General features: G+C 67.7%; 13 protein-coding genes and 3 rRNA genes. 9 read left to right on the top strand and 7 right to left on the bottom strand.

Annotation, left to right across the window (positions count from 1 at the left end):
• The first annotated feature begins 30 nt into the window (after window positions 1-30).
• Together ACRAKF_RS21145 and ACRAKF_RS21140 are read left to right on the top strand one after the other, a co-directional pair.
• Window positions 31-1,419 carry an ATP-binding protein gene (locus ACRAKF_RS21145; protein ID WP_447038787.1) on the top strand — a complete coding sequence of 463 codons (1,389 nt, stop codon included), beginning with the start codon at window positions 31-33 and terminating at the stop codon, window positions 1,417-1,419.
• The gene (locus tag ACRAKF_RS21140; RefSeq protein ID WP_447038786.1) at window positions 1,409-3,085 is read left to right on the top strand and encodes a type VI secretion protein; all 1,677 of its coding nucleotides are present in this window, start codon (window positions 1,409-1,411) and stop codon (window positions 3,083-3,085) included. Before ACRAKF_RS21145 ends, ACRAKF_RS21140 begins: the two co-directional genes overlap by 11 nt.
• Here ACRAKF_RS21140 and ACRAKF_RS21135 read toward each other — a convergent pair.
• Window positions 3,082-3,786, bottom strand: a complete 705-nt coding sequence (locus ACRAKF_RS21135; RefSeq protein WP_447038785.1) for a TetR/AcrR family transcriptional regulator — start codon at window positions 3,784-3,786, stop codon at window positions 3,082-3,084. The genes ACRAKF_RS21140 and ACRAKF_RS21135 overlap by 4 nt on opposite strands.
• A gap of 80 nt (window positions 3,787-3,866) precedes the next feature.
• Here ACRAKF_RS21135 and ACRAKF_RS21130 point away from each other — a divergent pair, with 80 nt between their 5' ends.
• Window positions 3,867-5,417 carry an MFS transporter gene (locus ACRAKF_RS21130; RefSeq protein ID WP_447038784.1) on the top strand — a complete coding sequence of 517 codons (1,551 nt, stop codon included), beginning with the start codon at window positions 3,867-3,869 and terminating at the stop codon, window positions 5,415-5,417.
• 93 nt (window positions 5,418-5,510) lie between these two features.
• Window positions 5,511-6,119, top strand: a complete 609-nt coding sequence (locus ACRAKF_RS21125; RefSeq protein WP_447038782.1) for an NADPH-dependent FMN reductase — start codon at window positions 5,511-5,513, stop codon at window positions 6,117-6,119.
• An 89-nt stretch (window positions 6,120-6,208) separates the two neighbouring features.
• Here ACRAKF_RS21125 and ACRAKF_RS21120 read toward each other — a convergent pair whose 3' ends face one another.
• A complete protein-coding gene (locus tag ACRAKF_RS21120; protein ID WP_447038781.1) occupies window positions 6,209-6,760 on the bottom strand; it encodes a GNAT family N-acetyltransferase in 552 nt (183 codons plus the stop codon).
• Window positions 6,761-6,900: 140 nt separating this feature from the next.
• Between ACRAKF_RS21120 and ACRAKF_RS21115 the strand changes: the two genes are divergently transcribed.
• The 4 genes from ACRAKF_RS21115 to ACRAKF_RS21100 all read left to right on the top strand — a co-directional run bounded on the left by ACRAKF_RS21115 (window position 6,901) and on the right by ACRAKF_RS21100 (window position 10,564).
• Window positions 6,901-7,836 carry an ATP-binding cassette domain-containing protein gene (locus tag ACRAKF_RS21115; protein ID WP_447038780.1) on the top strand — a complete coding sequence of 312 codons (936 nt, stop codon included), beginning with the start codon at window positions 6,901-6,903 and terminating at the stop codon, window positions 7,834-7,836.
• Window positions 7,833-8,633 (top strand): ABC transporter permease, encoded by an 801-nt coding sequence (locus ACRAKF_RS21110; RefSeq protein WP_447038779.1) that lies wholly within the window; start codon window positions 7,833-7,835, stop codon window positions 8,631-8,633. Before ACRAKF_RS21115 ends, ACRAKF_RS21110 begins: the two co-directional genes overlap by 4 nt.
• A 75-nt stretch (window positions 8,634-8,708) precedes the next feature.
• Window positions 8,709-9,896, top strand: coding sequence for a sensor histidine kinase (locus ACRAKF_RS21105; protein WP_447038777.1), 1,188 nt, complete (start codon window positions 8,709-8,711; stop codon window positions 9,894-9,896).
• Entirely contained in the window at window positions 9,893-10,564 is a 672-nt protein-coding gene (locus tag ACRAKF_RS21100; RefSeq protein WP_447038775.1) for a response regulator, read from the top strand. The genes ACRAKF_RS21105 and ACRAKF_RS21100 overlap by 4 nt, the downstream gene beginning before the upstream one ends.
• A gap of 84 nt (window positions 10,565-10,648) precedes the next feature.
• On the opposite strand, the gene rrf is transcribed toward ACRAKF_RS21100, so the two are convergent.
• From rrf to ACRAKF_RS21080, 4 genes are all read right to left on the bottom strand, one after another.
• Window positions 10,649-10,765: ribosomal RNA gene (gene rrf, locus ACRAKF_RS21095) — 5S ribosomal RNA — on the bottom strand.
• 86 nt (window positions 10,766-10,851) lie between these two features.
• Window positions 10,852-13,975: ribosomal RNA gene (locus tag ACRAKF_RS21090) — 23S ribosomal RNA — on the bottom strand.
• Window positions 13,976-14,291: 316 nt separating this feature from the next.
• Window positions 14,292-15,817: ribosomal RNA gene (locus ACRAKF_RS21085) — 16S ribosomal RNA — on the bottom strand.
• Together the 16S, 23S and 5S rRNA genes form the textbook arrangement of a ribosomal RNA operon.
• 688 nt (window positions 15,818-16,505) lie before the next feature.
• Window positions 16,506-17,054 carry a MarR family winged helix-turn-helix transcriptional regulator gene (locus ACRAKF_RS21080; RefSeq protein ID WP_447038774.1) on the bottom strand — a complete coding sequence of 183 codons (549 nt, stop codon included), beginning with the start codon at window positions 17,052-17,054 and terminating at the stop codon, window positions 16,506-16,508.
• 123 nt (window positions 17,055-17,177) lie between these two features.
• On the opposite strand from ACRAKF_RS21080, the gene ACRAKF_RS21075 reads away from it, so the two are divergent.
• On the top strand, window positions 17,178-18,479 hold the full coding sequence (locus tag ACRAKF_RS21075) for an MFS transporter (RefSeq protein ID WP_447038772.1): 1,302 nt from the start codon (window positions 17,178-17,180) through the stop codon (window positions 18,477-18,479).
• A 7-nt stretch (window positions 18,480-18,486) separates the two neighbouring features.
• On the opposite strand, the gene ACRAKF_RS21070 is transcribed toward ACRAKF_RS21075, so the two are convergent.
• A complete protein-coding gene (locus ACRAKF_RS21070) occupies window positions 18,487-20,160 on the bottom strand; it encodes an ATP-binding SpoIIE family protein phosphatase (RefSeq protein WP_447038771.1) in 1,674 nt (557 codons plus the stop codon).
• Window positions 20,161-20,350 lie beyond the last annotated feature (190 nt).

Raw genomic sequence — 20,350 nt, 5'->3', positions numbered from 1 at the left:
ACGGTATCGACGTAGAGGCAGGCTGTTGCGATGCGGGATCCGCTGACCGTCCTCACGGACGCCTTCACGTCCTTCCTCTTCGGGAAGGTCGAGACGACCAGGCTTCCGGTGCGTACGTCGACGGGGCAGGCCCAGGCGGTCTACCTCCCGACGGCCGCGCCCGGCCTCGGCGACTCGGGTGTGATCATCGGCCGCGAGGTGTACTCCGGCAAGGGCTACATCTACGACCCCTTCCAGCTCTACGGGCAGCAACTGCCCGCACCGCACTGGCTGGTGCTCGGCGAGTCGGGCAACGGCAAGTCGGCGCTGGAGAAGACGTACGTACTGCGGCAGCTGCGGTTCAAGGACCGGCAGGTCGTCGTCCTCGACGCGCAGGGCGAGGACGGCGTCGGCGAGTGGAACCTCATCGCCCAGGAGCTGGGCATAACGCCCGTCCGGCTCGACCCGACGGCCGCCCTGGACATGGGCATCCGGCTCAACCCCCTGGACCCGTCGATCACCACGACCGGCCAGCTCGCGCTGCTCCGCACGATCATCGAGGTCGCGATGGGGCACGGCCTGGACGAGCGCTCGGGCTTCGCCCTCAAGGTCGCGCACGCGTATGTGAACGAGACCATCGTGGAGCGGCAGCCGGTCCTCATGGACATCGTCGAGCAGCTCCGCCATCCGGAACCGGAGTCGGCCGAGGCCATGAACGTGGCCATAGACGACGTACGGGCGTGGGGCCTGGACGTGGCGCTGGTCCTGGACCGCCTGGTCGACGGTGACCTGCGGGGCATGTTCGACGGGCCGACCACGGTCGGGATCGACCTGGACGCACCGCTGATCGTCTTCGACCTCTCGCACATCGACCGCAACTCCATCGCCATGCCGATCCTCATGGCGATCGTCGGCGTCTGGCTGGAACACACCTGGATCCGGCCCGACCGCGTCAAGCGCATCTTCCTCGTCGAAGAGGCGTGGCACATCATCAACTCGCCCTTCGTCGCCCAGCTCTTCCAGCGCCTGCTGAAGTTCGGGCGACGTCTCGGCCTGTCGTTCGTGGCGGTGGTGCACCACCTGAGCGACGTCGTCGACGGGGCGGCGGCCAAGGAGGCGGCCGCGATCCTCAAGATGGCCTCCACCAGGACGATCTACGCCCAGAAGGCCGACGAGGCGAGGGCGACGGGACGGGTGCTCGGACTGCCCAGGTGGGCGGTGGAGATCATCCCGTCCCTGACCCCCGGCATCGCGGTCTGGGACGTGAACAGCAATGTCCAGGTGGTCAAGCACCTCATCACGGAGACAGAACGGCCGCTGGTCTTCACGGACCGGGCCATGACCGAGTCGTCGTCCGACCGCCTCGCCGACGACGCCCTGCGGGCGGCCGAACTGGAGGCGGAGCAGCGGGCGGCTTACATGGAGCAGCATGCGGGATGAGTGGGAACGGGACAGACCGGCCGGCCACGGGCGCGGCCCTGACCGGGGTGGGCGCGGTGAACGCGGGGTACCCGACGCGCTGTTGATCGGCCTCCTCGGCTTTTTCCTCTGTGCCACCGTGCTCGCCTGGTCCGCCACGGGCCTCGCGGGCCTCTTCGCCCGGGGCGCCTGGCCGGAGGACGTGACCTTCCGGAATACGCCGCTGGCGGTACGTCACCTGGCGGGGCATCCGCAGGACCTCGCGGGCGCCTGGCCGGAGACGCCCGCCGGTCAGCTCTCCGGGTACGGGCTGTTCTGGGGGCTGTTCATCGGGCAGCTCATGGTGCTGTGCGTCCTGGTTGTGTTCGTGGTGGGGACGGTCGTGCGGTGGCGTGCGGTGCGCAGGGCCCGGCGTCTCGACCTGGCCGCGGCGCGGCGCGCCGCGGCGGCGCCGGATTCAGCAACTCCCGGCCCGGCTGCGGCCCCCGGCCCGCCCGCGACTTCCGGTCCGGGTGCGGCTCCCGGCCAGTCCGCGGCTCCTAGCCCATCCGCGACTCCCGGCCAGTCCGCGACTCCCGGCCAGTCCGCGGCCGCCGGCCCGTCCGCGGCCGCCGTACCCTCCGCGGCTCCCTCCGCCCCGCCTCCCGTCGCCGCCACCCCCGTAGAGGCTGGCCCCGTCACCGCCGCCACCCCCGTAGAGGCCGCCCCGGTGGCGGCAACCACCCCCGTGCCGACGCCCGTGGCCGTTCCCGCCCCCCGTTCTCCCCTCGTCCTCGGCGGCCCCGACGCCCGGCGGCCGCATGCCGTGCAGGCCGTGCGGGACGCCGAGGGCGCGGCGCTGGTGCTGACCTCCGACCCCACCCTGTGGGAGGAGACGAAGGACGCGCGGGCGAAGCTCGGCCCGGTGCTCCTGTACGACCCCTCGCACCTCTGCGACACCCCGGCCCGCATGCACTGGTCGCCCGCCTCCGGCTGCGAGGACAAGGCGACGGCCACCCGGCGCGCCGCCGCGCTGCTCGCCCCGATCAGGCCCTCCGCCCGGCTCGACGCCGCCGTGGCCGACACGGCGGAGCTGCTGCTCCGCAGCTTCCTGCACGCCGCCGCGGTGGGCGAGAAGCCGATCAAGCACGTGCACCGCTGGTCGCAGGGCAACCAGGTCCAGGAGGCGGTACGCATCCTGCGTACGCACCCCAAGGCCGCGTCGGGCGCGGCGGGCGAGCTGGAGGCGGCCCTCACCGCCTATCCGGAACGGCGGGACATCGCCCAGGAGTTGACGGCACGCGCGCTCTCCGCCCTCTTCACCGTCCACGTACGTGAATCCTGCACCCCAAACCGAACTGATGCGCTCACCCTGGATTCCTTTGTGCATGAAGGGGGCACGCTTTTTGTGGTGGGTGAGGCGATCGAGGATCCCAAGTCCCGCCAGGGCCCGGGTGCCATGCCCCTCCTCACGGCACTCGCCTCCAGCGTGGTCGAGCACGGCCGGCGCATGGCCGAACGGTCATCCTCCGGTCGGCTCGACCCACCAATGACGCTGGTCCTCGACGACGCCGCCGCGGTGGCCCCGCTGCCCCAGCTCCCCGAGCTGCTCCTGACCGGCGCCGACCAGGGCCTGCCGACCCTGGCCCTGCTCCGCTCCCGCGAACAGGGCAGGGCCCGCTGGCCGGACGGCGAACTCCCGGTCTAGGACGCCGCCTTCCGGCCCCTGTCCTCCACCCCGTCGTCCACCCCGTACAGCCGCAGGAAGATCCCCACGCCGTCGCGGATGATCTCCTCGACCTCCGCGGGCTCCAGCCGCAGTGCGCCGAAGTACGACTCGGCCGTCACGCCGCCGCCCACCAAGAGGGCGAGGTGGCGCGCGGCCCTGCGGGCGTTCGACTCGTCGACGGCGAGCTTCCCCTGCCGCCCCACCTCGAGCAGCCGGCGCGCCAGGGCCTGCTGGGTCGCCCGGGGCCCGAGCCGCTGCCACTCCTCCAGGACGTCCGCGGGCAGCCGCCCGCCCTCCGGGATGATCTGGCGTACGACGGAGAAGTGCCCGGGGTGCGCCTCGCCCTGGCCGACCCACTCACGAGCGAGGTCGAGGAGGTCCTCCTCGATGTCGCGGACCTTGCGCAGATGCCGCTCGAAGAGGGCCTCCGTCGCCTCCGTCACGGACTCCGCGCTCTCCAGCAGGACGGCGCGGAAGAGGCCCTCCTTGCCGCCGAAGTGGTTGTAGATGGTGCGCGTGGACACGCCGGCCTCGGCGGCGATGGCGTCGATGCTCGCGCGCGTGTAGCCCTCGCGGCCGAACACGGTGCGGGCGCCGCTCGTGATGGCCCGGCGCTTCTCCAACATCCCTTTGCGCAGCGGCTTCCGCTCGCCCTCGCAACTCTCTTCCCGCTCCGGCATCTCACCTCTCCCAGAAAGATCACGACCAAAAATTACAATGAACGTTGTAATTACTACAACGCACGTTGTACTTTACTCGCATGCCCACCGAGTCCGCTCCACAGGCCCCCCAGGCCACCCGCAGGGCCCGTCCCGCCCTGACCCTCGCCGTCGTCCTCCTCGGCATGCTCACGCTGCCGATGGCGATGTCCGGTACCACTGTGGCCCTGCCCCGCATCGGCTCCGACCTCGACGCGTCCGGCGCGGCCCTCCAGTGGGTGGTCGTCGGGTACTTCCTCGCCGCCTCCTCCTTCATGCTCGTCGCCGGCTCGCTCGGCGACATCCACGGCCGCCGCCGGGTACTCGCCGCGGGCGCCACCCTCTACTCGGCCTCCACCCTGGCCTCCGCCTTCGCCCACCACATCCTGCTCCTGGACGCCGCCCGCCTCCTCTCGGGCGTGGGCGCCGCGGGAGTCATGGCGAGCGGCGGCTCCCTGATCGCCGCCACCTTCACCGGGCCCTCGCGGACCAGGGTGTTCGCCGCGCTCGGCACCACGGCGGGCGTCGGCCTCGCCATCGGCCCCACCTTCTCCGGCTGGATGGTGGACGGTCTCGGCTGGCGCACCACCTTCCTCGCCTTCGCCGCCGCCGGCGCCCTCATCCTCGGCGGTACGCGCTTCCTCACCGAATCCCGCGCCGACACCCCGCCACGCGTCGACAAGGCGGGCGCCGCCACCTTCATCGGCGGGCTCTCCCTGACCCTGTTCGCCATCACGCAGGGCTCCAAGTCCGGCTGGGCGTCGGGGCATACGCTCCTGCCGCTCGCCGTGGGCCTGGCGCTGCTGACCGCCTTCGTACGCGTCGAGAAGCGCATCGCCACGGCAGGCGGCCGGCCCATCCTCGACCTCTCCCTGGCCCGCGACCCCGCCTTCCTCGGCTGGTCCCTCGGCTCCTTCGGGCTCGGCGCGGGCACCACCGGCGTCCTCGTCTTCCTGCCCACCTACCTCCAGGGCACCAGCGGCACCACGGCACGCGAGGCGGGCCTGATCCTGCTCCTGATGACCGCGCCCGTCCTCGCCCTGCCCCCGCTCGGCGCCCGCCTGGTCAACCGCGGCGCTGCGGCCCGCCACCTGCTCGTCCTGTCCCTGCTCCTGATCGCCGCGGGCAACGCCTGGCTGACCACCCTGCACCCCGGCATCTCGGCGGCCGCGCTCGCCGGGCCCCTGCTGACCGTCGGCATCGGCCAGGGCCTGTCCCTCGGCATCATCGACGCCCAGGCCCTCGGCATGGTCGAGCCGTCGAAGGTCGGTATGGCATCCGGCCTCCTCAACACCGTCCGGGGCGGCACCGGCGCCGTCATGCTCACCCTCTTCGGTGCGCTGCTGCTCGCCCTCGTGGAGTCCCGGGTCGGCTCGGCGGAGCTCGCGGGCCGCGTCACGGCCGGCACGGGCGGCCACGCCGAACAGTTCACCGAGGCCTGGCGGATCACCCTCTGGGCCGTGGCGGGGCTCAGCGCCGCCCTCGCGCTCCTCGTCCACGCACTGCTCAGGCCCCGGCCCCGGCCCCGATCCCGGCCCCGACCTCGTACGGCCGATGCCCCGAAGAGCACCCCGGCGGTCCTGTCGGAAACCACGACGGCGCAGACTCACTGATCGACCGCCGCAGCGGCCAACTACCGTGCGCCCAGCGGCTTTCGCACCGACCTGTCCAGACCTTCACCAGCACGCCCATTCAAGGAGAACACCATGACCACCACCCCGAACACCGCCCCGAACACCGCCCCCGAGCCGCTCCGCCTCGCCGTGATCGTCGGCTCCACGCGTGAGGGCCGCTTCGGCCCCACCGTCGGCGGCTGGTTCACGGCCATCGCCGAGTCGCACTCCGGGTTCACCGTCGACGTCATCGACGTGGCCGGCCTCGAACTGCCCGCCGCCCACCCCGACTGGGGCACCGAGCGCACCCCGGCCCTGACCGCGCTCGGCGAGCGGGTGGAGGCCGCCGACGCGTACGTCGTCGTGACCCCGGAGTACAACCACAGCTTCCCCGCCGCCCTGAAGCACTTCATCGACCTGCACCGCACGGAGTGGCAGGCCAAGGCGGTCGGCTTCGTCTCCTACGGGGGCGTGAGCGGCGGCCTGCGCGCCGTCGAGCAGCTCCGCCTGGTCTTCGCCGAGCTGCACTGCGTCACCGTCCGCGACGGCGTCAGCTTCCACGGCGCCTGGGACCACTTCGGCGAGGGCGGCCGGGCCCACGAGGAGGAGGGCGCGGCCGGCGCCGCCAAGGTGATGCTGGACCAGCTGGCCTGGTGGGGCAACGCCCTGCGGACGGCGCGCACGGAGAACCCGTACCGCTGAACCCGTACCGCTGGACCCCCCTGAGAGCCTGTGCATGACACAGGCCGGGGTCATGACACAGGCCGGGGTCATGACGCAGGCTCTGACCGTCAGGGCTTCTTGAGCACCATCTCGTACTCCTGGGAAGAGGGGTCGCCCGGCACCTGGGCGGCCCCTCCGCCCGGTACGAAGCCGTACCGCCGGTAGAAGGCCATCGCCCGCGGATTGCGCTCATGAACGAACAACCGCACCCGCTCGACCCCCTCCAGAGACCACGCCCACGCGACCGCCGCGTCGAACAGCCCCCGCGCCGGCCCGCCGCCGCGGTGCCCCGGCCGCACGTAGACCGCGACGAAATGGGCCTGCCGCTGCTCGATCACCCCGCCGAAGATGTCCTGTGCCCCCGGCTCCTCGACGAGCACGGTCACCGTGCCCGCCCAGTCACCGCCCGGCGCCACCGCCACGAACTGCCGGGCCGGCGTGGCGTGCGAGCGGCCCGCCGCCCGCGCCCGCCAGTGGGAGTCGGGCTTCGCGACAGCCTGCTCGTACGTCTCCAGGAAGGCGACCGGCGCCGCCGGATCCCGCAGCGCGGCCAGGCGCAACTCCTTGACCTGTGGCCACTCCTCGGCACGGACGGCCCGTATGACGTAGTCGTGTTCCATGCCGTGATCCTAGGTTTTGGCCGGGGACCCCGCCCGGGGATGTCCCCGAGCCGTACGTCGTACCCCGGTACTACGCCCGGCCGCCACGTCCCGCCCCCGGTCCGACGATCCGCGCCCCCGCGACCGGCAGCATCGAAGACATGATTAGGGCAAACGGACTGACCAAACGCTACGGCGACAAAACCGTCGTCGACGACCTCGGCTTCGAGGTCCTGCCGGGCACCGTCACCGGCTTCCTCGGCCCCAACGGCGCCGGCAAGTCCACCACCATGCGGATGCTCCTCGGCCTCGACGCCCCCACCCGGGGGCGCGCCACCATCGGCGACCGCGTGTACGCGAGCCATCCCGCACCCCTGCACGAGGTGGGCGCCCTTCTCGAAGCACGCTCCGTCCACCCGGGCCGCTCCGCCTTCCACCACCTCATGGCGCTCGCCCACACCCACTCCATCCCCAAGAGCCGCGTCGAGGCCGTCCTCGCGCTCGCCGGCATCAGCGAGGTGGCCCACCGGCGCGTCAAGGGCTTCTCCCTCGGCATGGGCCAGCGCCTGGGCATCGCCGCCGCCCTGCTCGGCGACCCGAGCACGGTCATCCTCGACGAACCGGTCAACGGCCTCGACCCCGAGGGCGTCCTGTGGATCCGCAACCTCCTCAAGTCCCTGGCTGCCGAGGGCCGTACGATCCTCGTCTCCTCGCACCTCATGAGCGAGATGGCGCTGACCGCCGACCACCTGATCATCATCGGCCGGGGCAAGCTGCTCGCGGACACCACCGTCGAACGGTTCGTGCGCGAGTCGGGCACCGGCGCCGTCAAGGTCGTCAGCCCCGAGGCAGGACGCCTCACCGAGCTGCTCGCCGCCCCCGACGTGCACATCACCAGTGAGACACCCGGCGTCCTCGACGTCCGCGGCACCGACGCCGAGCACATCGGCCGCACCGCCGCCGCCCACGCCATCCCCCTCTTCGAACTGACCCCGCACAGCGCCTCGCTGGAGCAGGCGTTCATGGACCTCACCCGGGACTCCGTCGACTACATCGCCTCGACGGGCGTCCCCCAGCCGGAAGGAGCCGCGGCATGAGCACCCTCACCACCGCCCCCACCGCGACCGCATCCTCCGCCTACCGCCTGAGCACCAGGGGCATCCTGCGCTCGGAGTGGCACAAGCTGTGGACGCTCCGATCCACCTGGATCACCCTCGTCACGGCATTCGCCCTGGTCGTCGCCGTGGGCATCACCATGGGGGCCACGTACAACGGTGACGACTCCGAGATCGACACCATCGTCTTCATCCTGTTCGGCACCCAGCTCGCCCAGATCTGCCTCGCCGTCCTCGGCATCCTCGTCACCGCGGGCGAGTACTCGACCGGCATGATCCGCGCCTCGCTCACCGCCGTCCCGACCCGGCTGCCCGTCCTGTGGTCCAAGGCCGGAATCTTCACGGCGATCGCCTTCACCGTGTCCCTGGTGACCAACATCGTCACCTTCCTCGCCGCCCAGATCTGGCTCTCCGGCAGCGACAAGGAGCTCTCCCTCACCGACGACGGCGTCCTCGGGGCGCTCACGACGAGCGCCGCCTCCCTCACCCTGCTCAGCCTCATCGCGCTCGGCCTCGGCGCGCTGCTCCGCTCGGTGCCCGGCGCCATCGGCGCGTTCGTCGGAGCCGTCCTGATCCTGCCCGAGGTCCTCTCGATGCTGCCCTTCAGCGCCGTCGAGACCGCCATCAGGTACTTCCCCGCCCAGGCGGCGGCATCGCTCGGCTCGGTGGTCCGGGTGGAGAACACCATCGCCCCCGGCACGGCCCTGCTCACCCTCACCCTCTGGGCAGCCGTGATCATCGCGGGCGCGTCCGTGCTGCTCAAGCGGCGCGACGTATGACCCCCAACCACGGCGCGCCTGTACGAGGATGAGGCCGTGACCGAGCCGCATCCCCTCACCCAGACCCTCCAACGCATGACACAACGGGCGCGCGCCTTCGACAGGCGCCGCCCGCTCGTCTGGGACCTGCTGGTCACCGCGTTCTTCGTGGGTGCCGCCCTCATCGACGCGAACGGCGGCTGGCGCAACAACGCGCCCAACACGGACGTGCCGGACCCGCTCATCCAGCTCATGAGCCTCGGCCTCTCACTGCCCGTGCTGTGGCGCCGCCGCCACCCCATGGTCGTCCTCACGCTCATGGTCGCGACAGCCCTGGTCAACAGCTGGAGCGGCGCCATGCTCCAGGCCGCCCTGATACAGATGCTCGTCCTCTTCAGCATCGCGATGCGACTGCCCCTGAGAACGCTCGGCTGGGCGGGCCTCATGATGATGGCCCCGTTGATCGTGGGCGCCATCCGCTATCCCGAGGGCAGTTGGGACCAGCAGATCATCCCCAACGTCTGGGCGTACGCCCTCGTCGCGCTCCTCGGCATCGCCGTCCGCTCCCGCCAGGACTACACGCAGGCACTCGTCGAACGCGCACGCCGGCTCGAAGTGGAGCGCGACCAGCAGGCCCAGCTCGCCACGGCCACCGAGCGCACCCGCATAGCCCGCGAGATGCACGACATCATCGGCCACAACCTCGCCGTCATCACGGGCCTCGCGGACGGTGGTTCATACGCCGCCGCCAAGTCCCCCGAGCGCGCCGCACAGGCCCTCGAAGCCATCGGCTCCACCAGCCGCCAGGCGCTCTCGGAGCTCCGGCGCCTCCTGGACGTCCTGCGCGACGACGTGTCCGCGGCGGCCGAGCGTTCCCCGCAGCCCGCCCTCACCGATCTCAGCCGGCTCATCGACGGCGTACGGGCCGCGGGCCTCCCGGTCCGCAGCACGCTCCACGGACACCCGGACACCGTCCCCGCGGGCTGCCAACTGACGGTCTACCGCGTCGTCCAGGAAGCCCTGACCAACACCCTCAAGCACGGCGGACCCGACGCCACCGCCACCGTCGACATCTCCTACGCCGATGACGGCGTCACGGTCGAGGTCACCGACACGGGCAGGGGCGGACCAGAGCTTCCCGCCGACGGCCGGGGCCGCGGGCTGACGGGAATGCGCGAGCGAACCTCGTTGTACCACGGCACACTTGAGGCCGGGCCGCTCTCCCGACCGGCAGGCGGCTGGCGGGTCCACCTCCATCTCCCGAAGGACAGCGAGACACCGTGACGACCGTGCTCATCGTCGATGACCAGCCCATGCAGCGCTTCGGCTTCCGCATGCTCCTGGAGAGCCAGGACGACATGACGGTGGTGGGCGAGGCCGGCAACGGCAGCGAGGCGGTCCGCATGACGGCCGAACACCATCCCGACGTGGTCCTGATGGACATCCGCATGCCCGGCCTCGACGGCATCGAGGCCACGCGCCGCATCGTCGCCTCCGGCGACCGCACCCGCGTCCTCATCCTCACCACGTTCGACCTCGACGAGTACGCGTACGACGGCCTGCGCGCGGGCGCCTCCGGCTTCCTCATCAAGGACGCCCTGCCCGAGGATCTCCTCTCCGGCATCCGCACGGTCGCCGCGGGAAACGCGGTCGTCGCCCCCAGCCTGACCCGCCGCCTCCTCGACACGTACGCGGCCCATCTGCCGGTGGCCGGCGCCCTGCCCGCCGACCCGGCGGACCATCCGCGGCTGACCTCGCTCACGGACCGCGAACGCGAGATCCTGACGGTCATCGGCCAGGGCTGGACGAACGCGGAGATCGCGTCGCGCCTGCACCTCGCGGAATCCACGGTGAAAACGCACGTGGGCCGCATACTCGCGAAGACGGGGGCGAGGGACCGTGTGCAGGCGGTGATCCTGGCGTACGACACGAAGCTTGTACGGCCGTCATAGGCTGACGGCGTGCTTTGGCGTGCTTTCCGACCCATAACGCAGAAAACCCCCGCACCATAGGTGCGGGGGTTTCCCTTAAAAGGAGTTCGGCGGCGTCCTACTCTCCCACAGGGTCCCCCCTGCAGTACCATCGGCGCTATGAGGCTTAGCTTCCGGGTTCGGAATGTAACCGGGCGTTTCCCTCATGCTATGACCACCGAAACACTATGAAACTGACAACCGCACCGCCATGTGGCATGACGGGGTTGTTCGTGGTTTCAGAACCAACACAGTGGACGCGAGCAACTGAGGACAAGCCCTCGGCCTATTAGTACCAGTCACCTCCACCCGTTACCGGGCTTCCAGATCTGGCCTATCAACCCAGTCGTCTACTGGGAGCCTTAACCCCTCAAAGGGGGTGGGAATACTCATCTCGAAGCAGGCTTCCCGCTTAGATGCTTTCAGCGGTTATCCTTTCCGAACGTAGCCAACCAGCCATGCCCTTGGCAGGACAACTGGCACACCAGAGGTTCGTCCGTCCCGGTCCTCTCGTACTAGGGACAGCCCTTCTCAATATTCCTACGCGCACAGAGGATAGGGACCGAACTGTCTCACGACGTTCTAAACCCAGCTCGCGTACCGCTTTAATGGGCGAACAGCCCAACCCTTGGGACCGACTCCAGCCCCAGGATGCGACGAGCCGACATCGAGGTGCCAAACCATCCCGTCGATATGGACTCTTGGGGAAGATCAGCCTGTTATCCCCGGGGTACCTTTTATCCGTTGAGCGACGGCGCTTCCACAAGCCACCGCCGGATCACTAGTCCCGACTTTCGTCCCTGCTCGACCCGTCGGTCTCACAGTCAAGCTCCCTTGTGCACTTACACTCAACACCTGATTACCAACCAGGCTGAGGGAACCTTTGGGCGCCTCCGTTACTCTTTAGGAGGCAACCGCCCCAGTTAAACTACCCATCAGACACTGTCCCTGATCCGGATCACGGACCGAGGTTAGACATCCAGCACGACCAGAGTGGTATTTCAACGGCGACTCCACGAACACTGGCGTGCCCGCTTCAAAGTCTCCCACCTATCCTACACAAGCCGAACCGAACACCAATATCAAACTATAGTAAAGGTCCCGGGGTCTTTCCGTCCTTCTGCGCGAAACGAGCATCTTTACTCGTAGTGCAATTTCACCGGGCCTATGGTTGAGACAGTCGAGAAGTCGTTACGCCATTCGTGCAGGTCGGAACTTACCCGACAAGGAATTTCGCTACCTTAGGATGGTTATAGTTACCACCGCCGTTTACTGGCGCTTAAGTTCTCAGCTTCGCACGCCCGAAAGCGCACTAACCGGTCCCCTTAACGTTCCAGCACCGGGCAGGCGTCAGTCCGTATACATCGCCTTACGGCTTCGCACGGACCTGTGTTTTTAGTAAACAGTCGCTTCTCGCTGGTCTCTGCGGCCACCCCCAGCTCAGAGTGCAAGACTCATCACCGGTGATGGCCCCCCTTCTCCCGAAGTTACGGGGGCATTTTGCCGAGTTCCTTAACCATAGTTCACCCGAACGCCTCGGTATTCTCTACCTGACCACCTGAGTCGGTTTAGGGTACGGGCCGCCATGAAACTCGCTAGAGGCTTTTCTCGACAGCATAGGATCATCCACTTCACCACAATCGGCTCGGCATCAGGTCTCAGCCTTAATGTGCGACGGATTTACCTATCACACGGCCTACACCCTTACCCCGGGACTACCATCGCCCGGGCTGGACTACCTTCCTGCGTCACCCCATCACTCACCTACTACCACCTTGGGTCGGCGGCTCCACCACTTCCCTTTGCCCGAAGGCTCCAGGACGGCTTCACGGCCTTAGCATTAATGGGCTCGATGTTTGACGCTTCACAGCGGGTACCGGAATATCAACCGGTTATCCATCGACTACGCCTGTCGGCCTCGCCTTAGGTCCCGACTTACCCTGGGCAGATCAGCTTGACCCAGGAACCCTTAGTCAATCGGCGCACACGTTTCTCACGTATGTATCGCTACTCATGCCTGCATTCTCACTCGTGAACCGTCCACCACTAGCTTCCGCTGCAGCTTCACCCGGCACACGACGCTCCCCTACCCATCACAGCGGGCGTTGGCCCTATAGCTGCAATGACACGACTTCGGCGGTACGCTTGAGCCCCGCTACATTGTCGGCGCGGAATCACTAGACCAGTGAGCTATTACGCACTCTTTCAAGGGTGGCTGCTTCTAAGCCAACCTCCTGGTTGTCTGTGCGACTCCACATCCTTTCCCACTTAGCGTACGCTTAGGGGCCTTAGTCGATGCTCTGGGCTGTTTCCCTCTCGACCATGGAGCTTATCCCCCACAGTCTCACTGCCGTGCTCTCACTTACCGGCATTCGGAGTTTGGCTAAGGTCAGTAACCCGGTAGGGCCCATCGCCTATCCAGTGCTCTACCTCCGGCAAGAAACACACGACGCTGCACCTAAATGCATTTCGGGGAGAACCAGCTATCACGGAGTTTGATTGGCCTTTCACCCCTAACCACAGGTCATCCCCCAGGTTTTCAACCCTGGTGGGTTCGGTCCTCCACGACCTCTTACAGCCGCTTCAACCTGCCCATGGCTAGATCACTCCGCTTCGGGTCTTGAGCGCGCTACTAAATCGCCCTATTCGGACTCGCTTTCGCTACGGCTTCCCCACACGGGTTAACCTCGCAACACACCGCAAACTCGCAGGCTCATTCTTCAAAAGGCACGCAGTCACGACGCACCAAGCAAGCTTGATGCGCGACGCTCCCACGGCTTGTAGGCACACGGTTTCAGGTACTATTTCACTCCGCTCCCGCGGTACTTTTCACCATTCCCTCACGGTACTATCCGCTATCGGTCACCAGGGAATATTTAGGCTTAACGGGTGGTCCCGCCAGATTCACACGGGATTTCTCGGGCCCCGTGCTACTTGGGTGTCTCTCAAACGAGCCGTTGATGTTTCGACTACGGGGGTCTTACCCTCTACGCCGGACCTTTCGCATGTCCTTCGTCTACACCAACGGTTTCTGACTCGCCTCACAGCCGGCAGACTGTGAAAGAGAGATCCCACAACCCCGCACACGCAACCCCTGCCGGGTATCACACGTATACGGTTTGGCCTCATCCGGTTTCGCTCGCCACTACTCCCGGAATCACGGTTGTTTTCTCTTCCTGCGGGTACTGAGATGTTTCACTTCCCCGCGTTCCCTCCACACTGCCTATGTGTTCAGCAGTGGGTGACAGCCCATGACGACTGCCGGGTTTCCCCATTCGGAAACCCCCGGATCAAAGCCTGGTTGACGACTCCCCGGGGACTATCGTGGCCTCCCACGTCCTTCATCGGTTCCTGGTGCCAAGGCATCCACCGTGCGCCCTTAAAAACTTGGCCACAGATGCTCGCGTCCACTGTGCAGTTCTCAAACAACGACCAACCACCCATCACAGCCCGCCAAAGCAGACTTTCACTGGGGTCGGCATCCCGAAGGACAGGCTCAAACAAGCCCGTACCCTCAGATACCCAACAGCGTGCCCGACCCGGTCCCGTCCGAAGATCATGCTTTCCACGCCCCGAAGAGCAGTACTCGCAGCCTCCGACCCGTGAACCCGATCGAATAGTCAACGTTCCACCCATGAGCAACCACCGTCGATCATTTGCCGACGTAGTGGCCTCTGGACTGCCGTAGCAGCCTAGAAGTGCTCCTTAGAAAGGAGGTGATCCAGCCGCACCTTCCGGTACGGCTACCTTGTTACGACTTCGTCCCAATCGCCAGTCCCACCTTCGACAGCTCCCTCCCACAAGGGGTTGGGCCACCGGCTTCGGGTGTTACCGACTTTCGTGACGTGACGGGCGGTGTGTACAAGGCCCGGGAACGTATTCACCGCAGCAATGCTGATCTGCGATTACTAGCAACTCCGACTTCATGGGGTCGAGTTGCAGACCCCAATCCGAACTGAGACAGGCTTTTTGAGATTCGCTCCGCCTTGCGGCTTCGCAGCTCATTGTACCTGCCATTGTAGCACGTGTGCAGCCCAAGACATAAGGGGCATGATGACTTGACGTCGTCCCCACCTTCCTCCGAGTTGACCCCGGCAGTCTCCTGTGAGTCCCCATCACCCCGAAGGGCATGCTGGCAACACAGAACAAGGGTTGCGCTCGTTGCGGGACTTAACCCAACATCTCACGACACGAGCTGACGACAGCCATGCACCACCTGTATACCGACCACAAGGGGGGCACCATCTCTGATGCTTTCCGGTATATGTCAAGCCTTGGTAAGGTTCTTCGCGTTGCGTCGAATTAAGCCACATGCTCCGCTGCTTGTGCGGGCCCCCGTCAATTCCTTTGAGTTTTAGCCTTGCGGCCGTACTCCCCAGGCGGGGAACTTAATGCGTTAGCTGCGGCACCGACGACGTGGAATGTCGCCAACACCTAGTTCCCACCGTTTACGGCGTGGACTACCAGGGTATCTAATCCTGTTCGCTCCCCACGCTTTCGCTCCTCAGCGTCAGTAATGGCCCAGAGATCCGCCTTCGCCACCGGTGTTCCTCCTGATATCTGCGCATTTCACCGCTACACCAGGAATTCCGATCTCCCCTACCACACTCTAGCCTGCCCGTATCGACTGCAGACCCGGGGTTAAGCCCCGGGCTTTCACAACCGACGTGACAAGCCGCCTACGAGCTCTTTACGCCCAATAATTCCGGACAACGCTTGCGCCCTACGTATTACCGCGGCTGCTGGCACGTAGTTAGCCGGCGCTTCTTCTGCAGGTACCGTCACTCTCGCTTCTTCCCTGCTGAAAGAGGTTTACAACCCGAAGGCCGTCATCCCTCACGCGGCGTCGCTGCATCAGGCTTTCGCCCATTGTGCAATATTCCCCACTGCTGCCTCCCGTAGGAGTCTGGGCCGTGTCTCAGTCCCAGTGTGGCCGGTCGCCCTCTCAGGCCGGCTACCCGTCGTCGCCTTGGTGAGCTTCTACCTCACCAACTAGCTGATAGGCCGCGGGCTCATCCTTCACCGCCGGAGCTTTCAACCCTCTCCCATGCGAGAGACGGTATTATCCGGTATTAGACCCCGTTTCCAGGGCTTGTCCCAGAGTGAAGGGCAGATTGCCCACGTGTTACTCACCCGTTCGCCACTAATCCACCCCGAAGGGCTTCATCGTTCGACTTGCATGTGTTAAGCACGCCGCCAGCGTTCGTCCTGAGCCAGGATCAAACTCTCCGTGAATGTTTTCCCGTAATCGGGATGAACACCACGAGAGCGGAACCAAGGAGAGGAATAATCTCCCGGTTCACAGCGTCCTCGCTGTGTCGCCTGCACGAACAAATGCCGTACAGGACTTTTTCAAAGGAACCTCAACTCACCGAAGTGAGCCGGGGTATCAACATATCTGGCGTTGACTTTTGGCACGCTGTTGAGTTCTCAAGGAACGGACGCTTCCTTTGTACTCACCCTCTCGGGCTTTCCTCCGGGCGCTTCCCTTCGGTGTTTCTTTTGTTCTTGCGTTTCCGACTCTATCAGACTCTTTCGTGTCCGACTTCCTCGGTGCCTTTCCGGTTCCCGCTCGGCCTTTCGGCTTCCGCGTTTCCCTTTCCGGCGGTTCCGACTCTATCAGATCCTTTCGGGCCTGATTCCCAGTCAGTGGGGCTTGTCTTCCCGGCCGTTGGGCCGTTCCGACGTCTCAAACTCTAGCGGGTCTTCCCGGCGACTCATAATCGAGCCTTGGAATTGAATTCGGGCATGCCGAATGCGATCCGTTGGGAGGTCGTGCAGAGTTTTTTTGCCGCTACCCGCGGCGGGGAGTCGCTGCCGCAGAACCGTTACGGCTCCGTGGCAACCCGAAGAACTTTACGGATCGGCCAGGTGGCTGTCAACCTCCGTCGGGCGACCGCCGGTCAGGCCGTCAGTCGGGCGCTCAGTCGAGGTCGTTGAGGCGGCCGCCGGCGTCCGGCTGGGCGTCCTCCACGCGGCGCAGGAGCCGGGTGAGCACCTCGCCCAGGGCGCCACGCTCCTCCTGGGAGAGGTCCTGGAGGAGGTCCTCCTCGAAGACGGTGGCGAGGCGCATCGCCTCCAGCCACTTCTCGCGGCCCTCCGCCGTGAGCTCCACGATGACGCGCACGCGGTTGCTCTCGTCGCGGTCCCGGGTGACCAGGCCCTCCCCCACCATGCGGTCGATGCGGTGGGTCATGGCGGCGGGCGTGAGGCCGAGCCGCTTGGCCAGCTCGCCGGGACCCATTTGGTACGGGGCGCCGGAGAGGACCAGTGCCTTGAGGACCTCCCACTCGGCGTTGCTGATCCCGAGGGTCGCGGTCTGGCGGCCGTAGGCGACGTTCATGCGGCGGTTCAGTCGGCCGAGGGCCGAGACGATCTCCTCCACCTGGGGGTCGAGGTCCTGGAACTCCCGCTGGTACGCGGCGATCTGCTCTTCAAGTGTCGGCTCACTCGGGCCGGGGGTGTCACCCATGGGCCGAGTATGGCACGGCCTCGCTTGGCATCGAAGTCCTTCGGTGTGTACAGTTTAGCTCTGTACTTTAGCTTCGAAGTCTTCACCACTAAGGCTTCACCCTCACTCCTAAGGCAGGTGAAAGTGACCAGGGCGATGGGCGCAGCGATGCGTCGAATCCAGGCAGGCAGCGCGCTGAGCGCGTTCGGCATCGGTTTCACGGTCCCGTTCCTCTACGTCTACGTGGCGCAGGTGCGAGATCTGGGAGCCAGTACGGCGGGCATCGTGCTCGCCGGTTTCGCCATGGCCGCTCTGATCGTCCTGCCCGTCACAGGCCGCGTCATCGATCGTCGCGGCCCCCTTCCGGTGCTCGTGGGCGCGGCGGTCGTGGCCTCCGTGGGCGCGGTCGCGCTCGGCCTCGCCAACAGTGAGCCGACGGCCATCCTCGCCGCGGCCCTGCTCGGCGCGGGCACGGCGGTCATGCAGCCGGCCCTGGCGACGATGATCGTCTGGTCGTCGACGCCCGCCACGCGGACGCGGTCCTTCGCGACGCAGTTCTTCCTCCAGAACCTGGGCCTCGGCATCGGTGGTCTCATCGGCGGCCAGATCGTCGACGAGAGCCGTCCCGGCAGCTTCATGCTGCTGTTCTCGATCGAGTCCGTGATGTTCCTGGTGCTCGCGGCGATCGCGCTGACCGTGCGCCTTCCGCACGCGCCGTCCTTCGAGGACGCCATGCCCACGGACGCGTCCGCGCCGCGGGGCGGCATGCGCGCGCTCCTGAAGCACAAGGCCATGGTGCAGCTCTGTGTGCTCGGCTTCGTGATCTTCTTCGCCTGCTACGGGCAGTTCGAGTCGGGCCTCTCGGCGTACGGCGTGGAGGCCGCGGGCATCTCGGCCTCGACGCTGGGCATCGCGCTCGCCGCCAACACGGCGGTGATCGTGGTCGCGCAGTTCGCCGTCCTGAAGTTCGTCGAGCGGCGCAAGCGGTCCCGGGTGATCGCCGCCGTGGGTCTGATCTGGGCCTTCGCCTGGCTCCTCGCGGGCTACGCGGGGGTCGGCCACGGCAGCCAGGCGATGGCCACCGCCGCGTTCATCTCGACGTACGCGCTGTTCGGGCTCGGTGAGGCGATGCTGTCGCCGACCGTCGCGCCGCTGGTAGCCGATCTGGCGCCGGGCGGCATGGTCGGGCAGTACAACTCGGCGTTCGCCCTGGTCAAGCAGCTCGCCCTCGCGGTCGGCCCGGCCGTGGGCGGCCCGATGGGTGCCGCGCTGCACGTCCCGTACATCGTGACGTTCGTGCTGTTCTCGCTGGGCATCACGGTGCTCGCGGTGCGTCTGGGGCGGCGGCTCACCCCGGTGCAGAACCAGCCCTCGCTCGCCAAGAGCCCGGTGGTGGCGCAGGGCGGTCCGGCGGCCACCGAGCCGGCGGCGACGGCCAACGCCTAGCCGCGCGCTACTTCGGCAGCGCGAACTCGCACCAGACGGCCTTGCCGCCGTCCGGTGTGCGGCGTGAGCCCCAGTTCGACGCGATCGTGGCGACGATGGCGATGCCGCGTCCCGCCTCGTCGGCAGGTTCTGCCTGGCGGCGGCGCGGCAGATGCTCGTCGCCGTCGGTCACCTCGATGATCAGGCGGCGGTCGGTGCGGCGCAGCCGCAGGCGCATCGGCGGCGTGCCGTGCTGGAGTGAGTTGGCCACCAGCTCGCTGGCGGCGAGGACCCCCAGGTCGTGCAGGTCCGGGGCGAAGCGCCAGCTCGCGAGGACCCCCGTGGCGAAGGCACGCGCGCGTGGTGCCGCTTCGATCCCGCCGAGGAGCTCCAGGGTGGCGTTGCGGAAGAGCTCGGCGTCGGAGCCGGTGCGGGCGGGGTGCTGAAGGACGAGGACGGCCACGTCGTCGTCGTGGTCCGCGGTCACCCCGAGGGCGCGGATCAGCCGGTCGCACACCACCTGGGGCGTGCCGGTGGCGCCGGCCAGGGCGCGCTCCAGGGACGCCACGCCTTCGTCGATGTCCTCGCTGCGCCGCTCCACCAGGCCGTCGGTGTAGAGGACAGCGGTCGAACCCGGGCCGAGCGGCACGGAGGCCGAGGTGTGCTGCCAGCCGCCGGTGCCGAGCGGGGGGCCCGTGGGCTCCTCTGCGCGGTGGATCAGGCCGTTCTCGTCGCGTACGAGGATGGGGAGGTGCCCGGCGGACGCGTAGGAGAGGCTTCCTTCGTTCGGATCGTGCACCGCGTAGACGCACGTGGCGATCTGCATGGCATCGATCTCGGAGGCCAGTCCGTCCAGGAGCTGGAGGACCTCGTGCGGGGGCAGGTCGAGTCGGGCGTAGGCGCGCACGGCGGTGCGGAGCTGGCCCATGACGGCCGCCGCGCGCACCCCGCGGCCCATGACGTCGCCGATGACCAGGGCGGTGCGTCCGCCGCCGAGGGTGATCACGTCGTACCAGTCGCCGCCGACCGCGGCCTCGGTGCCGCCCGGCTGGTACGTGGCGGCGATGCGCAGGTCGTCGGGCTGCTCCAGCTCCTGGGGCAGGAGTGACTTCTGCAGGGTGACGGCCGTCTCGCGCTGGGCGCGCTCGCTGGCGCGCAGGCGCTCGGCGGCCTCGGCGTGGTCGGTGACGTCGGCGGCGAAGACCAGGACGCCGCCGCCCTCCCGTGGACCCGCGGCGGAGCCGCCGAGGGGCAGCGCCACGGGGGTGCACGTGAACGTGTACGAGCGGCCGCTCGCCGCCTTGCGGGACTTGACCGTCCGTGGCTTCGCGCTGCGCAGGACCTGGTCGAGCAGGGGGAAGAGCCCCAGCTCGGCCAGTTCGGGCAGCGTCGCGCGCGCGGGCTCGCCGAGGGGGCGGGGCCCGAAGGCGGCCGTATAGGCGTCGTTGACGTACGCGACGCGGTGCTCGGCGCCGTGCACGAGGGCGACGAGGGCCGGGACGCGGTCGAGCACCTCGCGGACCGGCAGGGCGTCGACGCCGTCGACCGGGGTGGTGGTGCGGGCTCCGTCGGAGAGCCGCTCGGCGCGGGCGGCGGGGACGGCGCCGTCCCCGCGCGGTGCCGCGGGGACGGTCTGCTTGGTCCGCGCCGCCGCGCGGCGCTGCGTTCCGGGGAGCCGGGCGCTCCAGCGCGTGAAGTTCACTGCGGTAGGCCTCGTGGTGTCGCTTCTGGATCGGCTTCGGGATCGGCTTCGGGATCGAGAACACAGCGTGTCGAGGGCGGGTGCCCCAGGGCCGGCCTCGCGGCCGGACCATGGTCACACGGACAGGGTGACCGTCCGGTCCGACATCCGCCGGGCGCGGCCGGTATCCGTCAGACGCCGGGCCGCCGCG

This window comes from Streptomyces sp. DSM 118878 (genome assembly GCF_052936595.1).
Note: the sequence above shows the minus strand (reverse complement) of the source record. Positions and strands in the feature narration are given on the sequence as shown.